Source organism: Microbacterium sp. ZXT2-5 (assembly GCF_055329545.1).
The window spans coordinates 335,342-358,101 of record NZ_JBUZWD010000001.1 but is presented as its reverse complement, the minus strand read 5'-3'; the positions used below and the strand labels follow the sequence as shown (position 1 = coordinate 358,101).

The following is a 22,760-nucleotide window of genomic DNA, read 5'->3' as shown; positions in this document are numbered from 1 at the left end:
CTCCGTGACCGATATCGACTGGGACGAGCTGCGGGCCGCGGCGACCGATGCGATGGAGCGCGCGTACGCGCCGTACTCGCGCTACAAGGTCGGCGCGGCGGCGCTCGTGACCGACGGGCGCATCGTGACCGGCTGCAACGTCGAGAACGCGTCGTACGGCGTCGGCCTGTGCGCCGAGTGCGGCCTGGTGAGCGAGCTGCAGAACTCGGGCGGCGGCGGTCTCGTCGCCTTCGTGTGCGTCAACGGTCACGGCGACACGATCATGCCGTGCGGTCGCTGCCGGCAGCTGCTCTTCGAGTTCGCGATCCCCGGCATGCTGCTCGAGACCGTCTCGGGCATCCGCACCATCGACGAGGTGCTGCCCGACGCCTTCGGGCCGCGGGACCTCGAGGAGGCGGGGCGATGAGCGAGCAGAGCACGGATGCCGCGGTGGAGCCCTTCGACGCCGTCGACGTCATCCGCGCCAAGCGCGACGGGGGAGCGGTCCCCGAGGCCGCGCTGCGCTGGATGGTCGACGCGTACACGCGCGGCTATGTCGCGGACTCGCAGATGGCGGCGTTCGCCATGGCGGTGCTCCTGAACGGCATGACGCGCGACGAGATCCGCGTCATGACCGATGCGATGATCGCGTCGGGGGAGCGTATGAGCTTCGCCGGCCTCGGCAAGCCCACGGTCGACAAGCACTCGACCGGGGGCGTGGGCGACAAGATCACGCTGCCGCTGGCGCCCCTCGTCGCGTCGTTCGGCGTCGCCGTGCCGCAGCTGTCCGGCCGCGGCCTCGGCCACACCGGCGGCACCCTCGACAAGCTCGAGTCGATCCCGGGCTGGCGCGCGGCGCTCTCGAACGACGAGATGTTCGCGCAGCTGCGCGACGTCGGCCCGGTCATCTGCGCCGCCGGGTCGGGCCTCGCACCGGCCGACAAGAAGCTCTACGCGCTGCGCGACGTCACCGGCACGGTCGAGGCGATCCCGCTCATCGCCTCGAGCATCATGTCGAAGAAGATCGCCGAGGGCACCGAATCGCTCGTGCTGGACGTGAAGTTCGGCTCCGGGGCGTTCATGCGCGACGTCGACCGTGCGCGCGAGCTGGCGCGGACGATGGTCGAGCTCGGCACCGACTCGGGCGTCGCGACGACGGCGCTCCTCACTGACATGAACACGCCCCTCGGCTTCGCGATCGGAAACGCCAACGAGGTCCGCGAATCGGTCGAGGTGCTCGCCGGCGGCGGACCCGCTGACGTGGTCGAGCTGACGGTGGCGCTCGCGCGCGAGATGCTCGCGCTCGCGGGACAGCCGGACGCCGATGTCGAGGCCGCGCTGCGCGACGGCCGTGCGATGGACACATGGCGCGCGATGATCTCCGCGCAGGGCGGGGATCCGGATGCCGCCCTCCCCGCGCCGAACGACACCCACACGGTGTCGGCGCCCCGGAGCGGGTTCGTCACCCGCCTGGAGGCGCTCCCGTTCGGGATCGCCGCCTGGCGCCTCGGCGCGGGGCGGGCGCGGGCCCAGGACCCGGTGCTGCACGCCGCGGGCATCGACCTCCACGTCAAGCCGGGCGACGAGATCGCCGCCGGACAGCCGCTGTTCACCCTCCTCGGACAGGATGACTCGCGGTTCGAGCGCGCCCTGGACGCACTGGAGGGCGCGTGGGAGATCGGGACGGATGCCCCCGCCTCGTCGCCCCTCGTCCTCGAACGCATCACTGCCTAGACTGTTCAGTCGCGCGTGCCACGACACGACGCGGCGCCGGGCAGCGGCATCCGTCATCACACCCCCACTCGCGATCGCAACCGAGGAGAACTCCATGCCCATCGATCAGCACGGCGACGCCATCCTCGACGGACTGTCGGTCCGCGGCCTGCCGAAGGTGTCGCTGCACGACCACCTCGACGGCGGCGTGCGCCCGGCGACGATCATCGAGCTCGCCGACGCGATCGGGCTGGAGGTTCCCGAGACCGACCCGGACGACCTCGCGGACTGGTTCGCCGAGAAGAGCGACTCGGGCTCGCTCGTCGAGTACCTCAAGACGTTCGACCTGACGACGGCGGTCATGCAGACCCGCGAGGGGCTCACGCGCGTCGCGCGGGAGTTCGTCGAGGACCTCGCCGCCGACGGCGTCATCTACGGCGAGGTGCGCTGGGCTCCCGAGCAGCACCTCGGCCGCGGCCTGTCGCTCGACGAGGTCGTCGCCGCCGTGCAGGAGGGCATCGAGGAGGGCGAGGATGCCGCCGAGCGTCGCGGACGCGACATCCGCGTCGGACAGCTCATCACGGCGATGCGCCACACCGACCGCTCGCTGGAGATCGCGCGGCTCGCGGTGGACTGGCGCGGCCGCGGCGCGGTCGGCTTCGACATCGCCGGGCCGGAGGACGGATTCCCCGCCTCGAATCACCGCGACGCCTTCGACTACCTCGCGTCGGAGTTCTTCCCGGCGACCGTGCACGCCGGAGAGGCCGCGGGGCTCGACTCCATCCGCTCGGCGCTGATCGACGGCCGCGCGCTGCGACTCGGCCACGGCGTGCGCATCGCCGAGGACCTCGAGGTCGTCTCGCGGGCGGGCGAAGAGGTGCTCGTGCAGTTCGGCGATCTGGCGCGCTGGGTGCGCGACCGCGAGATCCCGCTCGAGCTGTCGCCGTCGTCGAACCTGCAGACCGGCGCGATCGAGCGCTGGGGCACCACGATGGAGGATCACCCCTTCGATCTGCTGTACCAGCTCGGCTTCTCGGTGACGGTGAACGTCGACAACCGCACGATGAGCCGCACGTCCCTGACGCGCGAGCTCGCCCTGCTGGCCGAGACGTTCGAGTACGGCCTCGACGACCTCGAGGCGTTCCAGCTCAACGCCGCCGCGGCCGCGTTCCTCCCGGTGGAGGAGCGCGAGGAGCTCATCGAGCTCATCGCCGAGGGCTTCGGCGCCTGACGCCACCCGTGCTCGGTACCCCCGGGCTGAGGCGCACTCATCGTGGGTCGGAGCGCGACGGTCACCGGCCGGCGACGGCGGTGAGGGCGAAGGCGCCGACCAGCTCGGTGAGCTGCCTCCGCATGTCGTCGTCCGAGATCGTGGGCGTGCCGTCGCCGGCCTGCGGGCCGTAGTCGCCGAACGACGAGTGGCTCGCCCCCTCGATCTCGTGCATCTCCGCGTCCTCGGGCAGGAGGTGTCGCCCGTCGGCGATCTCGCCGGGCGTCGAGAGACCGTCCTCACTGCCCGCGACGCTGATCACGGGGAGCCCCGATGCCGCCAGGTCGGTCGCGCAGTACGAGGCGAAGAGCGCGAGGCCGTCGGCATCCGTCGCCAGCTGGCACGCGCGGACGCCGCCCAGGGAGTGCCCGCCGACGAGCCACGTGTCGACGTCCGGGGCGAGCTCGGTGAACGCTCCGAGCGGGCGCAGGTCGAAGAAGGCGAGGTTCAGCCACGGCTTGGTGATGACGACGGTGATGCCGTCCTCGGCGACGAGGCCCGACAGCTTGTCGGCGTACGCCCACGGCTCGACCTTCGCGCCCGGCACATAGACGAGTCCCACGTCCGCGCTGCCGTCCGCCGGCGCGAGGACGATGCCCGCGTCCGTATCGGTGACCGCGATCGCGGAGTTCGCCCGCACGGCCGCGACCGGCCCTTCCTCGGCCGCCATCACGCCGACCTGGCTCCAGACCAGGATCGCGACGACGCCGAGGAGGATGACGGCGGCGAGCGAGCCCAGGATCCACCACAGCACCCGCAGTCCGCGGCGTCGCGGCCGCGTCGCGGACGCGTGCGAGGTGGCGTGCGCGGGGTCGGCGTCGCGTGCGGTCACGGCACGAGCCTATTCCGCGCCGCCGCCTACTCCGATGACTCCGGCTGCTCCGCCAGCTCCGCCTGCCGCGCCGCGACGACGGCCGCCACGCGGGGGAAGAGCGGATGCCCGGGCTCCAGGCCGGTGACCGCGGCGGTGAACTCTCCGGCGTCCTGCTCGCGCAGCATCCGCTGCAGGTCGACCGACTGCGCGTCCTCGGCGTCGTCGAACGCGAGTGCCGCGCCCATCGCCGCGAGGAGGGCGTCGACGCCGAGCCCGCGCTCGGCGGCTTCGGCCGCGGGACCTGTGAAGCGCTCATGGCGCGACAGCTTGCGCAGCGGCTGGCGGCCGACCCGCCATACCGTGTCGGGGAGGGCGTGGTTGCGGAACCGCTGCAGGATCGTCGCCCGGTAGTCGGCGAGCGACGGCGCGCCGAGCCCGTGCTTGGCCTCCAGGAGCGCCGAGGTCTCCTCCAGCGCGGCCGAGACGCGTGCGGCGATGGCCTCGTCGGCGAGGGCGTCGGCGATCCCCTCGATCCCCGCCTGCGCCCCGAAGTAGGCGGTCGCGGCGTGCCCGGTGTTGACGGTGAAGAGCTTTCGCTCGATGTAGGGAGCCAGGTCGTCGACGAAGTGCGCGCCCGGGATGCTCGGCGGGTCGTCCCCGAAGGGAAGCCGCTCGATCGCCCATTCGAAGAACGGCTCGACGGTCACGTCGACGCCGCCGCCGTCGGGCTGGGCGGGGACGATGCGGTCCACGGCGGTGTTGGCGAACACGGCGCGGGAGGCCAGGCCGTCCCACGCATCGGCCGCGAGGGCCACCATCTCGTCGCGCAGCAGGTCGGTCGCATTGATCGCGTTCTCGCACGCCATGATCTGCAGCGGCGGGCTCGACGGGTTGCGCAGCGCGAGTCCGGCGACGATGTGCGGGGCGACGAACTTGAGGATCGTCGGCCCGACGGCCGTGGTGACGACGTTGGCCGTGGCGATCTCCTCGACGACCTCGTCGGGGTGCTCGGCGCTGTTGATCGCGCGGAAGCCGGTGACGACGGTGTCGCGGCCGCCCTCGCCCACCTCGTGGACGGTGTAGCGGTCGGTGGCGTTGATGGCGTCCACGAGCGACGCCGCGACGTCGGAGAACACCAGCCGGTAGCCGCCCTGGTGCAGGAGCAGGCCGACGAATCCCCGGCCGATGTTCCCGGCCCCGAAGTGGACCGCCTTCATCAGACGCCCGCCGCCGACACGAGGGCGAAGAGCTCCTCCGGCGTCTGGGCGGCCTTGAGCTTCTCGACCTCGTCCTCGTCCGAGAACAGGATCGCGATCTGCGACAGGATCTCCAGGTGCTCGTCGCCCTTGCCTGCGATGCCGATCACGAAGCTGACCGGGTTGCCGTCCCAGTCGACGCCGCCGTCGTACCGCACCACCGAGAGGGCCGACTCCAGGATCTCGTTCTTGGTCTCGTTGGTGCCGTGCGGAATGGCCAGCTCGTTGCCCATGTAGGTCGAGACCGTCTGCTCGCGCTGCAGCATGGCGTCGTAGTAGGCGCCGGTGACGGCTCCCGCGCTCTGCAGGATGTCGGCGGCCTCCCGCATCGCGTCGTCTCGCGTCGCGCTGCCGGAGTGGATGCGCACCTGACCGATGCTCAGGACCTCGCGTGCCATGTCATCGCCTTTCTGGTTGATCGTCTGTGGCTGTGGGGGACGGATGCCGCGGCCGGCCGTGTCCTCGACCTTACGGGCCGCTCGGGAGAAGGGCGATGGGACCGGGGGCATCCGCCTGCCCGGCCCCATCGCCGCCTTGTTACGCCTTGCCCTCGTGCTGGGCACGGACGAGATCGACGACCTCGTCGTAGCGCGGCGAATTCATGAAGTTGTCGACCGAGACGTGCACCGCGTCGGGCGTGCGGTGGCGCGCCCGGTCGGTGAGCTGGTTCTGCGTGATGACCAGGTCGGCCGACGGGTCGAGGTTGGCGATCGCCTTGTTGACGACGGTGACGTCCTCGATGCCCGCCTTCTTGATCTTGTTGCGCAGGACACTCGCGCCCATCGCCGAGGAGCCCATGCCCGCGTCGCACGCGAACACGATGTTGCGGATCTGGCGCTCCGTCATGGTGGGGGGCTCCACGCCGCCGCCCGCCTCGGTCGCCGCTCCGCCGCGGAGGCCGGTCAGGTGCGACGAGGACTTGCCCTTGGCCGCCTCGGTCTGCGTGATCGCGGCGCCGAACGCGTCGTCGGTCGCCGCCATCGCCGCGAGGTCGCGCTTGCGCGAGGCGCGCAGGATCAGCGCGGCGATGACGAAGGTCACCGCGGCCGAGAGGATCACCGACAGGATCACCGCGAGGTACGCGCCCGTGGCCGTCTGCGCGAGCACCGCGATGATGCTGCCCGGAGCGGCCGGCGCGCGCAGCGCGCCGCCCAGGAGCATGTTCGTGGTGACGCCGGTCATGCCGCCGGCGATGAGCGCGACGATCAGGATCGGCTTCATCAGCGCGTACGGGAAGTACACCTCGTGGATGCCGCCGAAGAACTGGATCACCGCGGCACCGGGGGCCGAGGCGCGCGCTGCGCCCAGGCCGAAGAAGGTGAACGCCAGCAGCAGGCCGACACCGGGGCCGGGGTTGGCCTCGAGGAGGAACAGGATCGACGAGCCCTCCTCGGCGGCCTGCGAGATGCCGAGCGGCGTCAGCACGCCGTGGTTGATGGCGTTGTTCAGGAAGAACACCTTCGCCGGCTCGATGATGATGCTGGTCAGCGGCAGCAGGTTGAAGTCGACGAGCCACTCCACCGCGCGCGACAGCACGCCCATGATGCCGTTGACGAGCCACGCGACCGGGTAGAACCCGACGATGGCCATCACGAAGCCCCAGATGCCTGCCGAGAACATGTTCACGAGCATCTCGAAGCCGGCCTTGATCTTGCCCTCCCACAGGCTGTCGAGCCACTTCATCGTGTAGGCCGACAGGGGGGCGAGGATCATCGCGCCGATGAACATGTGCACCTGACCCAGCTGCGCCTCGCCCTCGGGGAGCGTCGCGTTGAACTGGGCGATGAGCAGGTCGGAGCCGGCGATCGCGCCCATCGTGGCGATGGATGCCACGACGCCGCCTCGGATGCCGTACACGATGCTTCCGCCCGTATAGGCGATCAGGATCGGCAGCAGGTAGTGGATGAACGGACCGACGATCGTCGCGAGGTCGGCGTTGGGCGTCCAGCCGACTCCGATGAAGAACGCGGTGAAGATGCCCCACGCGATGAGCGCGGGGATGTTCGGCATGATCATGCCGGACAGGTACGTGCCGAAGCGCTGGACTCCGACTCGCGCCTTGCTGGCGCCCGATGTGGGCGCAGACGCCGTTGTCATGACTTTCTCCTTCTCTCCGCGGCCGCTCAGGCGGCGGGCTCTCGGGTGACGGCCGCCTGGGCGGCGGCTCGGGCGGATGCCGCGTCCGACGCGGCGACGGCGGCCGAGGCGATCTCGCGCGCCTGGTCGAGGGTGTACTGCAGCAGGGTGGCCCGCACGTCGGCGAGAGCGGTGGGGGCCATGGACAGGCTCGTGGCGCCGAGGCCCACGAGCACGACGGCCAGCAGCGGGTCCGCTGCCGCCTCGCCGCAGATGCCGACCGGCTTGCCCGTGGCGCGGCCGGCTTCGCCGACCTCGCCCACGAGCCGCAGCACCGCCGGGTGCCACGGATCCTGGAACGAGGCGACCGATCCGAGGAGCCGGTCGGCGGCGAGCGTGTACTGGGTGAGGTCGTTGGTGCCGATCGAGGCGAAGTCGGCCTCGGCGAGGATGCGGTCGGCGAGCAGGGCCGAGGACGGCACCTCCACCATGACGCCGGCGGTCTTGATGCCGTAGTCACGGGCGACGTCGACGAAGTAGGCGGTCTCCTCGACGGTGGACACCATCGGCGCCATGACCCACAGGTCGGCGTCGGTGGCGGCATCCGCCTCTGCCAGCGCGGTGAGCTGCTCGCGCAGGATGTCCTCACTGGCACGCAGCGCGCGGAGGCCCCGCAGGCCGAGCGCGGGGTTCTCCTCGTGCGCGTCGTTGAGGAAGGGCAGCGGCTTGTCGGCGCCGGCGTCGAGCACGCGCACGACGACCTTCTTGCCGGGGAACGCCGCGAGCAGCCTCGTGTACGCCTCGCGCTGCTGCTCGACGGTGGGTGCCTGGCTGGCGCTGAGGAACAGGAACTCGGTGCGGAACAGCCCCACGCCCTCCGCGCCGAGCGCGACGGCGTCCGGTGCCCCGTCGGCATTGCCGAGGTTGGCCAGCAGCGGCACCGGGGTGCCGTCCGCGAGCGCGCCGTCGGTGATCGGCGCGGATGCCGCGGCCGCGCGATCGGCGGCACGACGATGCGCCCGGTCGAGCTCGTCGGCGGTCGGCTCGGTCGTCACCACGCCGGCGGCGGCATCCACGATCACCGTCTCGCCCTCGCGCAGTCCCTTCGCGTCCACCGCGCCGACCACGGCGACGATCGACTTCTCGCGGGCGAGGATCGCGGTGTGCGAGGTGGGCCCGCCCTCGGTGGTCACGAGCGCCAGCACCTTGTCGAGGTCGAGCAGGGCGGTGTCGGCGGGCGCCAGGTCCTTGGCGACGAGCACGAAGGGATGCCCCGGGTCGGGCACGCCCGGCGCCGCCACGCCGCGCAGCCTCGCGATGACCCGCTGGGCGACGTCATCGAGGTCGGCGGCGCGCTCGCCGAGGTAGCCGCCGAGGGCCGTCAGCTGGTCGCGGAACGACGCGAAGGCGTCGAACACGGCGAACTCGCCGGTCTTGCCCTGCGCGATGCGGGCGTTCACCTCGTCGGCGAGGCTGGGGTCCTCGGCCATCATCGCCTGCGCCTCGAGCACCTCCTGCGCGGCGCCGCCCGCCTGCACGCCGCGAGCCTCGAGCTCGCGGGCGACAGCGGCGACGGCATCCGCCACCCGCGCCTTCTCCTCGTCGTGGGTCAGCGTGCTCGGCGCGTCGGACGGCGCCGGCAGCGGCTCCGCCATGCGCGCGACGGGACCCTGGGCCACGCCCAGGCCGATTCCCACACCCCGAAGCTCGGTCATGTTCACGCCTCCGCGTCGTGGTCGGTGGTCAGCAGTTCCGCGAGCCGGTCGAGCGTGGGCTCGGCGCCGTCGCCGTCGGCGGTGAGGGTGACGTAGTCGCCCTGCTCCACGCCCAGGGCGATCACGCCCAGGATGCTCGCCGCGTTGACGGGCGCGCCGGAGTCCTTCGCGATGGTGATCGGGATGCCGGCATCCTTCGCCGCCTGTGCGAAGAGCTTCGCGGGGCGGGCGTGCAGCCCGTGCGCCGATCCGATGCGGACGGTGCGGGAGATGGGGGGCATGTCGTGACCTCTCTGTCGGAGTCCGGCGTCGTTCAGTCTTCGGGTGAGGCGGTGCCGGCTGCGGGGGCCGCGTCCGTCGCCGGCCGTGGACCCTCGTCTGCTCCGGCTGCGGCGCGGACCAGCTCGAGTGTCCGTGTGCCGTCCCGGTCTCCGAAGATGTCGGGCGGCAGCAGCACCACCGTCGTGCCCCGCGCGGCGGCATCCCGTTCGATGCGCTCGAGCGCATGAGCCAGATGCGGTCCCACGAGGACCATGTCGGCGGCGTCGAGGTCGATCGGGAGCGACCTCTCGGTGCCGGCGAAGGCGGAATAGTCGAGCCCCCGGGCTTGGGCTGCGTGGCGCACGCGCTGGGCGACGAAGGTGCTCGAGGCACCCGCTCCGCAGACCACCAGGATCCTCATCGATCCGCCTCCTCTGGAGCCATTCTTGTGAGAACGCTGAGAGGGGACAACCAGTCCTTCTTCCGCGGGGGCGGAAACGCGGACCGGCCGGGGCGTCCCGGCGCGTGATTGACTGGGCGTGTGACCCGGGCCCGGCAAGATCGCGTGCTGGGGCTCCTCCTGCGCGACGGGGACTGGATGACCGCGTCCGCGCTCGCCGACGCCCTCGGCGTCACGCCGCGCAGCATCCGCTCGTACGTCACCGCGGCCAATGCGCGGGTGGCCCCGGGCGTCGCCGTCGAATCGGGCCCGCAGGGATACCGGGCGGGATCGGACGCGGCGGCCGCGCTGCGCGCCGGCGGTGATGCCGGGACGCCGCGCGATCGGCTCCACACGCTCGTGCGCGCCCTGCTGGACGCACCCGACGGCATCGACGTGTTCGAGACCGCCGACGCGCTGCACGTGTCGACGGCGACGCTCGACGCCGACCTCGCGCGGGTCCGGGGACTGCTGGGCGGCACCGAGCTGACTCTCGAGCGCTCCGCGTCGCAGGCGCGCCTGCGCGGCACCGAGAGCGCCCAGCGACGGCTGCTCAGCCGGCTCGCGCACGACGAGATGGACGCCGGGTCGTTCGACATCGCCGCCCTGCGGCGGACGCTCGGCGAGGGGTCGGTGGGGGCGCAGGCGTTCGGGCCGTTCAAGTCCGACCTCGTCGCGCGGCTCGGCGAGCTCGGCTGGTTCGTCAACGAGTTCGGGATCGGCGACGTGGTGATGCACATCGCGATCGCCGCGGACCGGACGGCCCGGGACCGGCCGCTGGACGCGGCGGGCGCGGATGCCGCGGGCGACCGGCCGACGCAGCGGCAGGTCGCCGAGATCATCGCCGAGCTGTCCGCGCAGCATCTGGGGGTGCGGCTGGGCACGGCCGACCTGCAGCACCTCGCGACGCTCGTGCTGACGCGCGTCGTCGCCCCCGACGGTGCGGCGGGCGAGGCATCCGGATCCCGGCCGGCCTCGCTCGACGCGGAGGTGGAGGAGGTCGTGCGGGAGGTCGTGACGGCGGCGGCCGACGAGTTCCTCGTCGACATCGTCCACGACGACTTCGTCGCCCGGCTGGCGCTGCACGTGCAGAACCTGCTGCACCGCGCCCGCGAGCAGGCGTGGTCGCGCAACCCGCTCACGCGCTCGCTCAAGTCGACCTACCCGATGATCTTCGAGGTCGCGGTCTTCATCGCCAGCCGCCTGCAGCAGCGGCTGGGCATCCCGCTGCCCGATGACGAGATCGCCTACATCGCGATGCACGTCGGCGGGCGTCTCGAGCGGAGCCGCCGCGCCGACCAGCTGCTGACGGCGACGATCGTCTGCCCGGGCTACTACGACCTGCACGAGCTGCTGCGCTCGAGCGTCGATCGCTCGCTCGGGCGGGCCGTCGAGGTCGTCGGCGTCGAGACGCGCGTCGACCCCGACTGGGGCTCGATCGACACCGACCTCGTGCTGACGACCATCGACCCGCCCACGACGAGCGACCGCATCGTCCGTATCCAGCCGTTCCTCACCGACGCCGACGTGGAGCGCGTGCACACGGCGGCGGGACGCATCCGCAGGTCCCGGCGCCTCGCGCGCCTGCGCGCCGAGCTCGAGCGGTACTTCGAGCCTTCGGCCTACCTGCGCGGGCTCGACGGCGTCGCGGCCTCAGGGGACGAGGGCGTGATCCGGGCGCTGGGGGCGCTGCTGGTCGGACAGGGCGTCATCGACGACGAGTACGTCGAGCGCACCATCGAGCGCGAGCGCCTGTCGTCCACGGCGTTCACCGACGCGCTGGCGGTGCCGCACGCGCTCGAGATGACGGCATCCCGCACCGCGATCGCCATCGGGATCGCCGACCCGTCGATCCCGTGGGGCGACGGGCGCGTGCAGGTGGTGGCGCTGGTGGCGTTCTCCGAGACCGACCGCGAGGCCTTCCAGACCGTCTTCGAGCAGTTCGTCGAGGTCTTCAGCGAGCGCGACAGCGTGCAGCGGATCGTCCGCCGCGGCACCGACTTCAACGCCTTCCTCGACGAGCTCGTCGCCGTGATCGACGGCTGAGCCGCGGCATCCGTCTCCTCCGGGGCTGCCGGCGTCCGTCCCCTCCCTCGGGATTGCCCACGGGTTTGGGGCGCACGGCGACCGTTCGGGGCGTGCGGTGACCGTTCGGGGCGCGCGCGGTGCGCCCCGATTGCGCGTGGCGCGCCCCAAACCCGCGGCGTGGCCGCAACTGCTGCACGCCGGCGTCATCTCGAGCGCACAGGGTGCCGCTCGCCTCGGTTCGGGGCGCGTGGCGACCGTTCGGGGCGCGCGCGGTGCGCACCGAACGCACGCGGCGCGCCCCAAACCCGGCGTCCGTCCCCTCCCGGGATTGCCACGGATTCGGGGCGCGTGGCGCCCGTTCGGGGCGCGCGCCGTGCGCCCCGAACGCACGCGGCGCGCCCCAAACCCGGCGGCGGCTCCGAGCGCGCGCTGTGGCCGAAAGGCTTGGGGCGCGCCCCAACCCGCAGGTGGCCCCGAACCCGCGCGGTTCGCGGCGAACCCGCGGAGGACGTCAGCGGGGCGGCCGGATGCTGAAGGCCTCGAGTCGCATCCGCAAGTCCGTCGCCGTCGCGAGGTGCGGCCACCCCCAGCGGGCGTAGCGGCGCTGGGTGGTCCCGCGGATCCAGTCCTCGCGCTGCTTCTCCTCGTCGAAGACCTGCGACGACGTGCGGCCGTCGAGGATGCTCCCGTCGACGTACTTGATCGCTCCGTCGAACTCCCCGAAGGCGTCGGCCTCGTCGAGGCCGAAATCGACGTAGTACGGATGCATGCCCCGCCCCGGCACCGCGACCTGCAGCTCGAGGGAACGGAAGCCGATCTCGCGGAGCCGGATTCGGCTGATGCTCTCGCCGGGCAGCTGTGCGCGCCCGTCGGCGAAATCGAGGGCGCGACGAGCGCGCGTGCGACCATGAGCTGATCGGCTCGCGATGACGAGCACCTCCCGCCGGAACCGCTCCGCTCCGGCGAAGTCGTACTCACCCGGAGCGGTGACGAACTGCCGGCGCAGCGCGGCGTCGGCGATGGCGACCGACTGCTCGAACGAGGCGGTTCGGGCGACGTCTGAGACGGTGCGAGCGAGCGATGTGACCTGGAGTCCGTCGATTTCGACCATGTCATCGTCCCGGAGTTCGCCGCGGTGACGGATCACGCCACCGGCAGCACCCGGTCGCGCGTGCGGCGCGATGACGTGCACCCGGTTCCGATCCGCGCGATACAGCGGCAGGCCATGCACCGCGGCGGCCGTCTCGTGAGAGATCACGGGTGCCGTCGGCGAGGCCAGCGCCAGGGCACGAGCGCGCGCAAGGACGCGAGCTTCGGGCCTCGCGGCATCCCACGCCACCGTGTCCACGTAGACCCCGACTCTCAGCCGCGTGAGCTCGCCGGCGGTGACCGCCTTCGTGAGCCGGCGGGGCGTCATCGCGCCGAGGAGTTCCTCGCGCCTGAGCAGTGTGAGGGCGGCCATGTCGGCGAGTCTCCGTCGCACCGCCGTGGGTGCGGCGCCCGGGCTCGGAAAGTGTGGACAACTTCAGCCTGTGGAGGAGGTGCCGCGTGTTCGCGGCATCCGCTCTCCCCGTTCCTTCCGGCCTCGGGGCTCCCGGCATCCGGCATGGCCCTGCTTCGTGCGTTTGGGGCGCTGGACGCACGTTCGGTGCGCGCGCGGTGCGCCCCGAACGAAACCGGTGCGCCCCAAACCCAGAGGACGTGAGTGACGGATGCCGCGACCCGCCGCCGGTCGAGGCCATGGGCATCCGGCATGGCCCTGCTTCGTGCGTTTGGGGCGCTGGACGCACGTTCGGGGCGCGCGCGGTCCGCCCCGAACGAAACCGGTGCGCCCCAAACCCCGATGGGGGGCCGGACGCAGCCAGGGCGGGACGACACGGATCCAGAACGACGGATGCCGCGGCCGGGCCGCGCCGAGCTCCCCGGGTCAGCCGCGGGCGAGACGCTCCGTGAGGTCGAGGCGCACGGCCGGCCACTCGCCGGGGAGGATCGAGAACACCACGGTGTCGCGCAGCGTGCCGTCGGGGCCGAGGCGGTGGTTGCGCAGCACGCCGTCCTGCTTCGCGCCGAGCCGCGCGATCGCGGCGCGCGACTGCCGATTGTGCCAGTGCGTCCGGAACTCGACCGCGATGGCGTCGCACGCCTCGAAGGCGTGCGCGAGGAGGAGGAGCTTCGACGCGGTGTTCACGGCCGTGCGCTGCGCCTCGAGCCCGATCCAGGTGTGGCCGATCTCGACGTGCCGGTTCGACTGGTCGATGTTGCAGAAGGTCGTGGTCCCCACGACGCGGCCGGTGTCCAGGCGGCGGACCGCCCACGGATTCATGTGCCCCTCGTCGCGCCACGCGAGCCGCTGTGCGATGTCGGCGTCGACCTCGCCGGGACGCGGCACCGAGGTGTACCAGGCGTGCTCCAGCCCGACGGCGGCCGCACTCAGGTCGGCTGCATGCTCCGGCGACAGCGGCTCGAGCCGGACGTGGGCGTTCTCGAGCGTGAGGGGCTGGGTGAGGAGCATTCCCCGAGCCTAGGGCTGGATCGGCCCGAATCCCCGTGCGGGCCCGGCGTATACGCCGCGTCGCGGCATCCGATGCTCAGGACTCCTTCGCGTGCATCTCGGCCTCGACCACCGCCGCTGCGGTGCCCGGGTCGTGCTCGGCCACCTGGGACGCCCGGCGGGCGGCGGCGATCGCCCGCCGGCCGGCCGGCAGCCACACCGAGAGGCCGACGACGACGAACGTGAGCACGCCGGCGGCGATGAGGAGCGCCTCGATGGGCACGAGGTCGGCGAGTGGGCCGAACACGACCATGCCGATCGGCATCGCGACCGCCATCACGATGCCGACGAAGCCGAACACGCGGCCCTGGCGCTCGGGCTCCACCGTCTCCTGCAGCAGCGTCATCGACGGCGTCGAGAAGAAGGGCACCGCGAGGCCGACGAGGAACATGAAGCCGAAGAACACCCAGACGTTCGGCGACAGGCCGAGTCCGATCGACAGCACGCCGAACACCAGCGACGACGCCACGATCATGCCGATCCGGCTGCGCTTGGCGAAGAACGACGCGACCAGGATGCCGCCGAGCATCATGCCGATGCTGAAGGCGATCTCGAGGACGGCCAGGTTCACGACGTCCTGCGACTCGCCGGCGGGGAACGACCGCACCAGCATGAGCGGCGTGAGGTTCGACGGCGCGACGGTGAGCAGGAAGATGATGGCGAACAGCACCAGGAGCCAGCGCACGAACGCGTGGTGCACGATGTAGCGGACGCCGTCGACCAGGTCGGCGAAGTAGCCGGTGTGGGCGTCGGCGGCGCGTCGCACGGTTCCCACCGGGATGAACGCGAGGATGCCGACGCCGATGACCGCGGTCGCGACGTCGATGAAGAAGATCGGGATGAGCGACGCGGCGGCACCGTCGGACGCCGCCGACGCCCACGCGTACAGCGCCCCGGCGGCAGCCGGCGCCAGCAGCGCCATCGCGGACTGGATCGAGCCGTTGATGCCGTTGACCCGGATCAGGTTGCGCGTCGGTGCGATCTGAGGGATGAGCGCCGACACCGCCGGCATCTGGATGCCCGCCCCGGCGGACCGGATGGCCATGGTGGCGAAGATCAGCCACACCGCGTCGTAGCCGGTCATCATGATGAGTGCGAGGGTCAGCGTCGACAGAGCGATCGCCGCATCGGCGCCCATGATGAGGTACTTGCGGTTGTGGCGGTCCGCCCAGACACCGCCGAAGATCGACACCACGGCCTGCGGCAGGAAGCCGAACAGGGCCGCGAGGGCCATCACCAGGCCGGATTGATAGGTGATCGTGAGGTACCAGAAGACGGCGTACTGCACGAGCATCGACCCGAAGAGGCTGACGGTCTGCCCGCTCAGGAAGAGGATGACGTTGCGCAGCCACCGCGGGGGATCGGGGGTCTGGGTAGCGGCATCCGTCCGCTCGTCGTCGCTCCCGCTGCCCATCGTCGCTCCCGTCGCTCGCCCGCGCGCAGGCGCGAACCGTCCAGGCAGGGGAGGGTTCGCGGTCTACCGCGGACGCGACTCTAGCACCGGGCCCGGACACACGCCGGACACCCGTGAGGGTCAGCCTCCGTAGGTGTTCAGGAGCGTGCGCGCGCCGTCGGCGAGCGCACGGATCCGCGCAGACGCGTCCTCGCGGTCGTCACCGCGCACGTCGAGGTACAGCTTGAGCTTGGGCTCGGTGCCGCTCGGCCGCACGATCACGCGCGACCCGTCCGAGAGCCAGAGGCGCAGCACGTCGCCGGGCGGCAGGTCGCCGAACCCGCCGAGCAGGTCGTCGACGCGGTCGACCGCGACATCTCCCACGGATTCCGGATGCCGCTCCCGCAGCGCAGCCATGATCCGGCCGATCTGCGACAGATCGTCGACGCGCACCGAGATCTGGTCGCTCGCGAACGACCCGAACTGCTCGTCGAACTCCCGCAGCAGGTCGGCGAGGGACGCGCCGCGCTCGCGGGCCTCCGACACCATCCCGAGGATCGCCACGGCCGCCGAGATGCCGTCCTTGTCGCGGACGGTCTCGGGGTTGACGAGATAGCCCAGAGCCTCCTCGAACCCGAACACCATGCCCGGCGCGCGCGAGATCCACTTGAACCCGGTCAGCGTCGCGTGGAAGTCCAGGCCGTAGTGCTCGGCGACCGCCTGCAGACCGGGCGAGGACACCAGCGAGCACGCGAGCGACGCGCCGGCCGGCGTCCCGTCGGCGGTCGCGAGGCGCGCGGCGCGCCAGCCCAGCAGCAGGCCGATCTCGTTGCCGGTGAGCCGCCGCCAGCCGCCCTCCGCTGCGTCGTCGGGCAGGGCGACTGCGAGCCGGTCGGCGTCGGGGTCGTTGGCGATGACCAGCTCGGCGCCCGACTCGCGCGCGAGCTCGAAGGCGAGGTCCATTGCGCCGGGCTCCTCCGGATTGGGGAAGGCCACCGTCGGGAAGGCGCCGTCGGGCTCGAGCTGCGCCGTCACCGGCACCGGCGGCGGGTAGCCCGCGGTCTCGAGGATGCGCGCGAAGGTCTCCCAGCCGACGCCGTGCATGGCCGTGTACACCCAGGTGAGTCCCTCGGCCCCGTGCGTCGCCGGGGCGACGGCGGCGGTCGCGGCGACGTAGTCGTCGACCACCGCCTCGGTCGCCAGCTCGAACCCGAGCGAACGGGGGAGCGTCGAGATGTCGCCGGCCTCCGCCACGCGCTCGATGTGCGCGGCGATCTCCGCGTCGGCGGGGGAGACGATCTGCGAGCCGTCGTCGTCGCCGCCGAGGTACACCTTGTACCCGTTGTCGTCGGGCGGATTGTGGCTCGCGGTGACCATCACGCCGGCCGCCGCGCCGAAGCGGCGGACGGCGAAGGCCAGCACGGGGGTCGGCAGCAGACGCGGCAGCACGATGGCGCGGAGCCCGGCGCCCGCGAAGATCTCGGCGGAGTCGCGCGCGAAGACGTCGGAATTGCGGCGGCCGTCGTAGCCGATGACCACGATCGGCGCATCGTCGAGGATGCCGGGGACCTCCGGGCCCTCCGCCTCGAGCGCGTCGTGAGACGGCGCCTCGATGAGCGCGCCGTCCGGTGCGGCATCCGACGCGCTGTCCGGTGCGGCATCCGGCGACGCCTCGGGCTCGGCCGGCGCCCCCTCCGGGGCAACCGCCGCCGGCCGATCGCTCTCGCCGCCGTGATCCGCGCCGAGCGGCGGCATCCCGGCCCGCTCGCGCACGTAGGCGGCGAGGCCTGCCGCGGCCTGCGCCACCAGGACGCGGTTCATGCGGTTGCTCCCGGCTCCGAGGGCGCCGCGCAGGCCCGCCGTCCCGAAGGCGAGCCGTGTCGCGAACCGGTCCTCGAGGTCGTCTGCCGCCCCGGCGTCGCCCGCTTCGGCCGCGTCGATCAGCGCGCGCAGCTCCGCGCGCGTCTCGCCGTCGGGATCCTGCGCCAGCCAGGCGTGCGCCCGCGCCAGGATCGCCGTGGCGTCGTCCGCGCCGGCGGACACCGCGTCGGGCGCCGGCTCCTGGACGTCGGGGCTCGCCGCGGGCACCTCCTCGCCGCTCACAGCGAACCGATCACACGGGCCAGCAGCGACGAGATGACCGGCTCGGCCTCGCGGCCGGCGTCGAGCACCTCCTGATGGCTGAGCGGGGTCTTCTGGATGCCGGCGGCCATGTTCGTGATGAGCGAGAAGCCGAGGATCTCCATGCCCGCTTCGCGGGCGGCGATCGCTTCGAGGGCGGTCGACATGCCGACGATGTGCCCGCCGACGGCCTTGACCATCTGCACCTCGGCCGGCGTCTCGTACTGCGGACCGCGGAACTGGCAGTACACGCCCTCGTCCAGCGTCGGATCGACCCTGCGCGCGAGGTCGCGCAGTCGCATCGAGTACAGGTCGGTGAGGTCGATGAAGGTGGCGCCCTCGAGCGGCGTGGCTCCGGTGAAGTTGATGTGGTCGCTGATGAGCACCGGGCGGCCGGGCGTCCAGGTGTGCTTGATGCCGCCGGCGCCGTTGGTGAGCACCATCGTGCGGGCGCCGGTCGCGGCGGCCGTGCGCACGCTGTGGACGACCCGGCGCACGCCGTGGCCTTCGTAGTAGTGGGTTCGCGCGCCGATGACGAGCACCCGGCGGCCTCGGGGGGTGACGATGCTGCGAAGCGTGCCGACGTGCCCGGCGAGGGCCGGCGCGCTGAAGCCGGTGATCTCGGTGGCGGGGAACGTCGCGGTCGTCTCGCCGAGGAGCTCGGCGGCCTTGCCCCAGCCGCTGCCGAGGGTCAGCGCGATGTCGTGGCGCTCTACCCCGGTGACGCGGGCGATGTCCTCGGCGGCGGCCGCCGCGACTTCGAACGGGTCGACGGCGGGATCGTCGAGGGGGTTGCCGGTGGTGTCTGACATGGGACCACTCTAGGAACCGGCGGGCATCAGAGCCAACGATCCTGTTTCGGCGCCCCGCCGGGAGTGTCGCGGCCGATGTCGTGCCCGCCCCCGCGGGCAGGAGAGAATGGAACCCATGTCGATCAGCTTCGAGCGCACGCAGAGCGTCGCCATCATCGGCGGCGGACCCGGCGGATACGAAGCGGCGCTGGCCGCCGCCCAGCTCGGAGCCGAGGTGACGGTGGTCGAACGGGCCGGCATCGGCGGCTCCGCGGTCATCACCGACGTCGTGCCGTCCAAGTCGCTCATCGCCACCGCCGACGCCGCCGTGGCGATCGCCGGCGCGGGCGACCTCGGGGTGCAGGTGTTCGCCAAGGGGAAGGACGGCAAGCCGCTCAAGCCCGAGATCGCGATCAACCTCGCCGCCGTCAACAAGCGCCTGCTCACCCTCGCCCGGCAGCAGTCCGACGACATGCGGGCGACGCTCGCCGAAGCGGGCGTGCGGATCATCTCCGGTCACGGCCGCCTCGAGGGGGATGACGCGGTGGTCGTGTCGACCGGCCCCGGAGGCACCGACTTCGACCGCATCGAGGCCGACACCCTCGTGGTCTCCACGGGCTCCTCGCCCCGGGTTCTGCCGTCTGCGATGCCCGACGGGGAGCGCATCCTGACCTGGACGCAGCTCTACAACATGGCGGCGATCCCCGAGCACCTCATCGTCGTCGGCTCCGGCGTCACCGGCGCCGAGTTCGCCGGCGCCTACATGAACCTCGGGGCGAAGGTCACCCTGGTCTCGAGCCGCGACCAGGTGCTCCCCGGCGAGGACAAGGACGCCGCGGCGGTGCTCGAGCGCGTGTTCAAGCGCGGCGGCATGAAGCTCCTGCAGAAGTCCCGGGCCGACAAGGTCGAGAACACCGGCGACGGCGTCGTGGTCACCCTGTCGGACGGCGCGACGGTCGAGGGCAGCCACTGTCTCATGGCGGTCGGGTCGGTGCCGAACACGAAGGGCATCGGCCTCGAGGAGGCAGGCGTCCAGATGACCGAGTCCGGTCACATCCAGGTGAACCGCGTCGCGCGCACGTCGGTCCCCAACATCTATGCCGCGGGCGACTGCACCACCTTCGTCCCGCTCGCGTCGGTCGCCTCGATGCAGGGCCGCACCGCCGTCTTCCATGCGCTGGGCGACGTCGTGATCCCGCTCGAGCGCCGGCGCATCACCTCGAACATCTTCACCGCGCCCGAGATCGCCACGATCGGCTGGCAGGAGAACGACATCGTCGACGGCCACATCAACGGCGTGGTGCACAAGCTCCCGCTGGCCGCCAACCCGCGCGCGAAGATGATGGGCGTCAAGGACGGCTTCGTGAAGCTCATCGCGCGCGAGGGCAGCGGCACCGTCATCGGCGGCGTCATCGTCGCCCCCCGCGCGTCGGAGCTCATCTACCCCATCGCGATCGCCGTCGAGCGCCGTCTCACCGTCGACCAGGTCTCGCGCGTGTTCGCGGTCTACCCGTCGCTGTCGGGCAGCATCACGGATGCCGCACGCGCGATGCACGTCGTCGACCACAACCTCTACGGCGGCTGACCGCGAGCACCGCGTTCCCCAGGGGCCGACCTCACCTTTCCGCGGATCCGGAATTCGGAGAACCTGCCGCTTTCCGGCGAGCCCGCGGCGTGTCGGTCCGGAGACAGCGCGGAAGTCCGGATTCCGCATCGGACGAGGATGACGGATGCCGCGACCCGCGGCATCCGTCGCGCGTCAGCTGATGGTGAGGAGCTGGTGGCCGGCAGACACGGTCGTGCCCGGATCGGCGTCGATCGCGCCGATGACGCCGTCCTTGTGCGCCTGGATCGGCTGCTCCATCTTCATCGCCTCGAGGACCACGACCAGGTCGCCCTTGACGACCTGCTGCCCGTCCTCGACGGCGACCTTCACGACGGTGGCCTGCATCGGCGATTTCACGGCGTCGCCCGACGCGCCGGCCACGACCGAGGGGGAGTGCGAGCGGCGCGACGGCGGCACGGCGGCGGGGCGCCCCGCGACGCCGACGGGGGTCACGACGCGGTCGGGCAGGCTCACCTCGAGACGCTTGCCCGCGACCTCGACGACGACCGTGTGGCGCGCCTCTGCGGCGGTCGGCTCGCTGAGCTCGCCGTCCCACGGCGGGATGTCGTTCACGAACTCCGTCTCGATCCATCTCGTGAAGACGCCGAAGCGGCCGTCCTCCGCGGTGAAGGCGGGGTCGCGCACGACGGCCCGGTGGAACGGGAGCACGGTGGGCAGGCCCGAGACCTCGAACTCGTCGAGGGCACGGCGTGAGCGCTCCAGCGCCTCGGCGCGGTCGCGGCCGGTGACGATGATCTTCGCCAGCAGCGAGTCGAAGGCCCCCGAGACGCTGTCGCCGGCGGTGACGCCGGAGTCGAGGCGGATGCCGGGACCGCCGAACGTCTTGAACACGTGGATCGGCCCGGGCTGGGGGAGGAAGCCGCGGCCGGGGTCCTCGCCGTTGATGCGGAACTCGATCGAGTGGCCGTCGGCGACCGGGTCGTCGTAGCCGAGCTCTTCGCCCTCGGCCAGGCGGAACTGCTCGCGCACCAGGTCGATGCCGGTGATCTCCTCGGAGACGGGGTGCTCCACCTGCAGGCGGGTGTTCACCTCGAGGAAGGAGATCGTGCCGTCGGCGCCGATGAGGAATTCGCACGTGCCCGCGCCGACGTACCCGACCTCCTTGAGGATGGCCTTCGACGCCTCGTACAGCGTCTTGTTCTGCGCCTCGGTCAGGAAGGGTGCCGGTGCCTCTTCGACGAGCTTCTGGTGACGGCGCTGCAGCGAGCAGTCGCGCGTCGAGACGACGACGACGTTGCCCGCGGCATCCGCGAGGCACTGCGTCTCGACGTGACGCGGCTTGTCGAGGTACTTCTCGACGAAGCACTCGCCGCGTCCGAAGGCGGTGATCGCCTCGCGCGTGGCGGATTCGAAGAGCTCGGGGACCTCGTCGAGGGTGCGGGCGACCTTGAGGCCGCGGCCGCCGCCGCCGTAGGCCGCTTTGATGGCGATGGGCAGACCGACCGACTGTGCGAACGCGACCACCTCGTCGGCGCCCGACACGGGGCCGGGGGTGCCGGGGGCGAGGGGCGCGCCCACCTTCTCGGCGACCGCGCGGGCGGTCACCTTGTCTCCGAGCGCCTCGATGGCCTCCGGGGACGGGCCGATCCAGACGAGCCCCGACGCGATCACGGCCCGCGCGAAGTCGGCGTTCTCGGCCAGGAAGCCGTACCCGGGGTGCACGGCGTCGGCGCCCGCCCGGCGGGCGACCGAGAGGATCTTGTCGATCGAGAGGTAGGTCTCGGCGCTCGTGGAGCCGTCGAGCGCGTAGGCCTCGTCGGCGAGGCGCGCGTGCATCGCGTCGCGGTCCTGGTCGGCGTACACGGCGACCGAGGACTTCCCGGCGTCGCGGGCGGCGCGTATGACGCGGACGGCGATCTCGCCGCGGTTGGCAACGAGAACCTTGGCGATCTGAGGCATGAGTGCCAGCCTACCGACGGCACCCCGAGGGCTTTTGACCGGTTCGTACAAGAACCGACCAGAAACGTGGGATTCCTACTACAACGCCGACGGCTCCGCGACGCGCGCCGAGCTAGTGCGCGGACGTCTCGTCGAGTGACGGGTCGGTCGTGTTCCACAGCGCCGTCCAGTCCACGCCGAGCGCGCGGACGAGGTCGCGGAGGGTCGACAGCGACATCCCGACGACGGTCGACGGGTCGCCCTCGACGCGCGAGATGAACGCGCCCCCGAGGCTGTCCACCGTGAACGCGCCCGCCACGTGGAGCGGCTCGCCGGTGGCGACGTACGCGTCGATCTCGGCATCCGTCACATCCTCTGCGAACGAGACGGATGCCTCGGCCGTCGCGTGCACCTCCCGCGGCTGCTCGTCCGGCGCGACGCGGACGACGGCGTGTCCCGAGTGCAGCACGCCGGTGCGTCCGCGCATCGACCGCCAGCGGGCGACGGCGTTCTCGGGGGTGTAGGGCTTGCCGAGCACCTCGCCGCCGATCTCGAACATCGAGTCGCCGCCGATCACGATGCCGTCGAAGTCGGGGATGTCGTCGCGCAGCCGGGCGGCGACGTCGGCGGCCTTGCGGCGCGCGAGCAGCAGCACGTGCTCGTCGGGCGCCAGCGTGCGCCGCTCCGCGCTCTCCACCGCGGCGATCACCGCCTCCTCGTCGACGGCGGGCGCGAGGGTCAGCGGGCGGATGCCGAACTGCTGCAGCAGCATGAGCCGGGCGGGGCTGGTCGAGGCGAGGCAGACGCGCATGCGTCCACCGTACGCAACGGCCGGGGGACGTAGGCTC

19 protein-coding genes are annotated in these 22,760 nt (G+C 72.1%); 5 read left to right on the top strand and 14 right to left on the bottom strand.

All coding sequences use genetic code 11. The annotated features are described in order from the left end of the window. The first annotated feature begins 4 nt into the window (after positions 1–4). The 3 genes from ACZBH1_RS01625 to ACZBH1_RS01615 all read left to right on the top strand — a co-directional run bounded on the left by ACZBH1_RS01625 (position 5) and on the right by ACZBH1_RS01615 (position 2,923). On the top strand, positions 5–406 hold the full coding sequence (locus ACZBH1_RS01625; protein ID WP_336398408.1) for a cytidine deaminase: 402 nt from the start codon (positions 5–7) through the stop codon (positions 404–406). Then, positions 403–1,713 carry a thymidine phosphorylase gene (locus tag ACZBH1_RS01620; RefSeq protein ID WP_463645291.1) on the top strand — a complete coding sequence of 437 codons (1,311 nt, stop codon included), beginning with the start codon at positions 403–405 and terminating at the stop codon, positions 1,711–1,713. The genes ACZBH1_RS01625 and ACZBH1_RS01620 overlap by 4 nt, the downstream gene beginning before the upstream one ends. A 94-nt stretch (positions 1,714–1,807) precedes the next feature. Further along, positions 1,808–2,923, top strand: a complete 1,116-nt coding sequence (locus ACZBH1_RS01615) for an adenosine deaminase (RefSeq protein WP_336398410.1) — start codon at positions 1,808–1,810, stop codon at positions 2,921–2,923. A gap of 61 nt (positions 2,924–2,984) precedes the next feature. On the opposite strand, the gene ACZBH1_RS01610 is transcribed toward ACZBH1_RS01615, so the two are convergent. From ACZBH1_RS01610 to ACZBH1_RS01580, 7 genes are all read right to left on the bottom strand, one after another. After that, positions 2,985–3,794, bottom strand: coding sequence for an alpha/beta hydrolase (locus ACZBH1_RS01610; protein WP_463645290.1), 810 nt, complete (start codon positions 3,792–3,794; stop codon positions 2,985–2,987). Between the two features lie 26 nt (positions 3,795–3,820). Then, positions 3,821–4,993 carry a mannitol-1-phosphate 5-dehydrogenase gene (locus ACZBH1_RS01605; RefSeq protein ID WP_336398412.1) on the bottom strand — a complete coding sequence of 391 codons (1,173 nt, stop codon included), beginning with the start codon at positions 4,991–4,993 and terminating at the stop codon, positions 3,821–3,823. Continuing rightward, positions 4,993–5,430 carry a PTS mannitol transporter subunit IIA gene (locus tag ACZBH1_RS01600; RefSeq protein WP_336398413.1) on the bottom strand — a complete coding sequence of 146 codons (438 nt, stop codon included), beginning with the start codon at positions 5,428–5,430 and terminating at the stop codon, positions 4,993–4,995. Before ACZBH1_RS01600 ends, ACZBH1_RS01605 begins: the two co-directional genes overlap by 1 nt. Before the next feature lie 139 nt (positions 5,431–5,569). Beyond that, the gene (locus ACZBH1_RS01595; RefSeq protein ID WP_336398414.1) at positions 5,570–7,129 is read right to left on the bottom strand and encodes a PTS mannitol transporter subunit IIBC; all 1,560 of its coding nucleotides are present in this window, start codon (positions 7,127–7,129) and stop codon (positions 5,570–5,572) included. 26 nt (positions 7,130–7,155) lie between these two features. Next, entirely contained in the window at positions 7,156–8,823 is a 1,668-nt protein-coding gene (gene ptsP / locus ACZBH1_RS01590; RefSeq protein WP_336398415.1) for a phosphoenolpyruvate--protein phosphotransferase, read from the bottom strand. Between the two features lie 2 nt (positions 8,824–8,825). Beyond that, on the bottom strand, positions 8,826–9,104 hold the full coding sequence (locus ACZBH1_RS01585) for an HPr family phosphocarrier protein (RefSeq protein ID WP_336398416.1): 279 nt from the start codon (positions 9,102–9,104) through the stop codon (positions 8,826–8,828). A 32-nt stretch (positions 9,105–9,136) separates the two neighbouring features. Then, positions 9,137–9,505: a PTS sugar transporter subunit IIB gene (locus tag ACZBH1_RS01580; protein WP_336398417.1), complete on the bottom strand. Its 369-nt coding sequence runs from the start codon at positions 9,503–9,505 to the stop codon at positions 9,137–9,139. A gap of 120 nt (positions 9,506–9,625) precedes the next feature. Here ACZBH1_RS01580 and ACZBH1_RS01575 point away from each other — a divergent pair, with 120 nt between their 5' ends. After that, positions 9,626–11,569, top strand: a complete 1,944-nt coding sequence (locus tag ACZBH1_RS01575; RefSeq protein ID WP_378882419.1) for a BglG family transcription antiterminator — start codon at positions 9,626–9,628, stop codon at positions 11,567–11,569. Between the two features lie 493 nt (positions 11,570–12,062). On the opposite strand, the gene ACZBH1_RS01570 is transcribed toward ACZBH1_RS01575, so the two are convergent. From ACZBH1_RS01570 to ACZBH1_RS01550, 5 genes are all read right to left on the bottom strand, one after another. After that, the gene (locus ACZBH1_RS01570) at positions 12,063–13,013 is read right to left on the bottom strand and encodes a hypothetical protein (RefSeq protein ID WP_463645289.1); all 951 of its coding nucleotides are present in this window, start codon (positions 13,011–13,013) and stop codon (positions 12,063–12,065) included. Between the two features lie 465 nt (positions 13,014–13,478). Further along, the gene (locus ACZBH1_RS01565) at positions 13,479–14,063 is read right to left on the bottom strand and encodes a GNAT family N-acetyltransferase (protein ID WP_463645288.1); all 585 of its coding nucleotides are present in this window, start codon (positions 14,061–14,063) and stop codon (positions 13,479–13,481) included. A gap of 76 nt (positions 14,064–14,139) precedes the next feature. Further along, the gene (locus ACZBH1_RS01560) at positions 14,140–15,516 is read right to left on the bottom strand and encodes an MFS transporter (protein ID WP_336398420.1); all 1,377 of its coding nucleotides are present in this window, start codon (positions 15,514–15,516) and stop codon (positions 14,140–14,142) included. A gap of 120 nt (positions 15,517–15,636) precedes the next feature. Further along, the gene (locus tag ACZBH1_RS01555) at positions 15,637–17,538 is read right to left on the bottom strand and encodes a phospho-sugar mutase (RefSeq protein ID WP_463646642.1); all 1,902 of its coding nucleotides are present in this window, start codon (positions 17,536–17,538) and stop codon (positions 15,637–15,639) included. A gap of 56 nt (positions 17,539–17,594) precedes the next feature. Beyond that, positions 17,595–18,428, bottom strand: a complete 834-nt coding sequence (locus ACZBH1_RS01550) for a purine-nucleoside phosphorylase (RefSeq protein WP_336398421.1) — start codon at positions 18,426–18,428, stop codon at positions 17,595–17,597. Between the two features lie 115 nt (positions 18,429–18,543). On the opposite strand from ACZBH1_RS01550, the gene ACZBH1_RS01545 reads away from it, so the two are divergent. Continuing rightward, the gene (locus tag ACZBH1_RS01545; RefSeq protein ID WP_452325222.1) at positions 18,544–19,992 is read left to right on the top strand and encodes an NAD(P)H-quinone dehydrogenase; all 1,449 of its coding nucleotides are present in this window, start codon (positions 18,544–18,546) and stop codon (positions 19,990–19,992) included. Positions 19,993–20,166: 174 nt separating this feature from the next. Here the strand turns inward: ACZBH1_RS01545 and ACZBH1_RS01540 are convergent, their stop codons facing one another. Next, on the bottom strand, positions 20,167–21,933 hold the full coding sequence (locus tag ACZBH1_RS01540) for an acetyl/propionyl/methylcrotonyl-CoA carboxylase subunit alpha (RefSeq protein ID WP_463645287.1): 1,767 nt from the start codon (positions 21,931–21,933) through the stop codon (positions 20,167–20,169). A 112-nt stretch (positions 21,934–22,045) separates the two neighbouring features. Beyond that, entirely contained in the window at positions 22,046–22,723 is a 678-nt protein-coding gene (locus ACZBH1_RS01535) for a Maf family protein (protein ID WP_336398424.1), read from the bottom strand. Between the last annotated feature and the right edge of the window lie 37 nt (positions 22,724–22,760).

Excerpts from the sequence above, each read along its gene's own strand:
- ACZBH1_RS01545 (WP_452325222.1), top strand. The coding sequence starts at position 18,544 with ATGTCGATCAGCTTCGAGCGCACGCAGAGCGTCGCCATCATCGGCGGC.
- ACZBH1_RS01585 (WP_336398416.1), bottom strand. The coding sequence starts at position 9,104 with ATGCCCCCCATCTCCCGCACCGTCCGCATCGGATCGGCGCACGGGCTG.
- ACZBH1_RS01550 (WP_336398421.1), bottom strand. The coding sequence starts at position 18,428 with ATGTCAGACACCACCGGCAACCCCCTCGACGATCCCGCCGTCGACCCG.
- ACZBH1_RS01595 (WP_336398414.1), bottom strand. The coding sequence starts at position 7,129 with ATGACAACGGCGTCTGCGCCCACATCGGGCGCCAGCAAGGCGCGAGTC.
- ACZBH1_RS01620 (WP_463645291.1), top strand. The coding sequence starts at position 403 with ATGAGCGAGCAGAGCACGGATGCCGCGGTGGAGCCCTTCGACGCCGTC.
- ptsP (WP_336398415.1), bottom strand. The coding sequence starts at position 8,823 with ATGACCGAGCTTCGGGGTGTGGGAATCGGCCTGGGCGTGGCCCAGGGT.
- ACZBH1_RS01560 (WP_336398420.1), bottom strand. The coding sequence starts at position 15,516 with ATGGGCAGCGGGAGCGACGACGAGCGGACGGATGCCGCTACCCAGACC.
- ACZBH1_RS01615 (WP_336398410.1), top strand. The coding sequence starts at position 1,808 with ATGCCCATCGATCAGCACGGCGACGCCATCCTCGACGGACTGTCGGTC.
- ACZBH1_RS01570 (WP_463645289.1), bottom strand. The coding sequence starts at position 13,013 with ATGGCCGCCCTCACACTGCTCAGGCGCGAGGAACTCCTCGGCGCGATG.
- ACZBH1_RS01540 (WP_463645287.1), bottom strand. The coding sequence starts at position 21,933 with ATGCCTCAGATCGCCAAGGTTCTCGTTGCCAACCGCGGCGAGATCGCC.
- ACZBH1_RS01580 (WP_336398417.1), bottom strand. The coding sequence starts at position 9,505 with ATGAGGATCCTGGTGGTCTGCGGAGCGGGTGCCTCGAGCACCTTCGTC.
- ACZBH1_RS01600 (WP_336398413.1), bottom strand. The coding sequence starts at position 5,430 with ATGGCACGCGAGGTCCTGAGCATCGGTCAGGTGCGCATCCACTCCGGC.
- ACZBH1_RS01565 (WP_463645288.1), bottom strand. The coding sequence starts at position 14,063 with ATGCTCCTCACCCAGCCCCTCACGCTCGAGAACGCCCACGTCCGGCTC.
- ACZBH1_RS01605 (WP_336398412.1), bottom strand. The coding sequence starts at position 4,993 with ATGAAGGCGGTCCACTTCGGGGCCGGGAACATCGGCCGGGGATTCGTC.
- ACZBH1_RS01535 (WP_336398424.1), bottom strand. The coding sequence starts at position 22,723 with ATGCGCGTCTGCCTCGCCTCGACCAGCCCCGCCCGGCTCATGCTGCTG.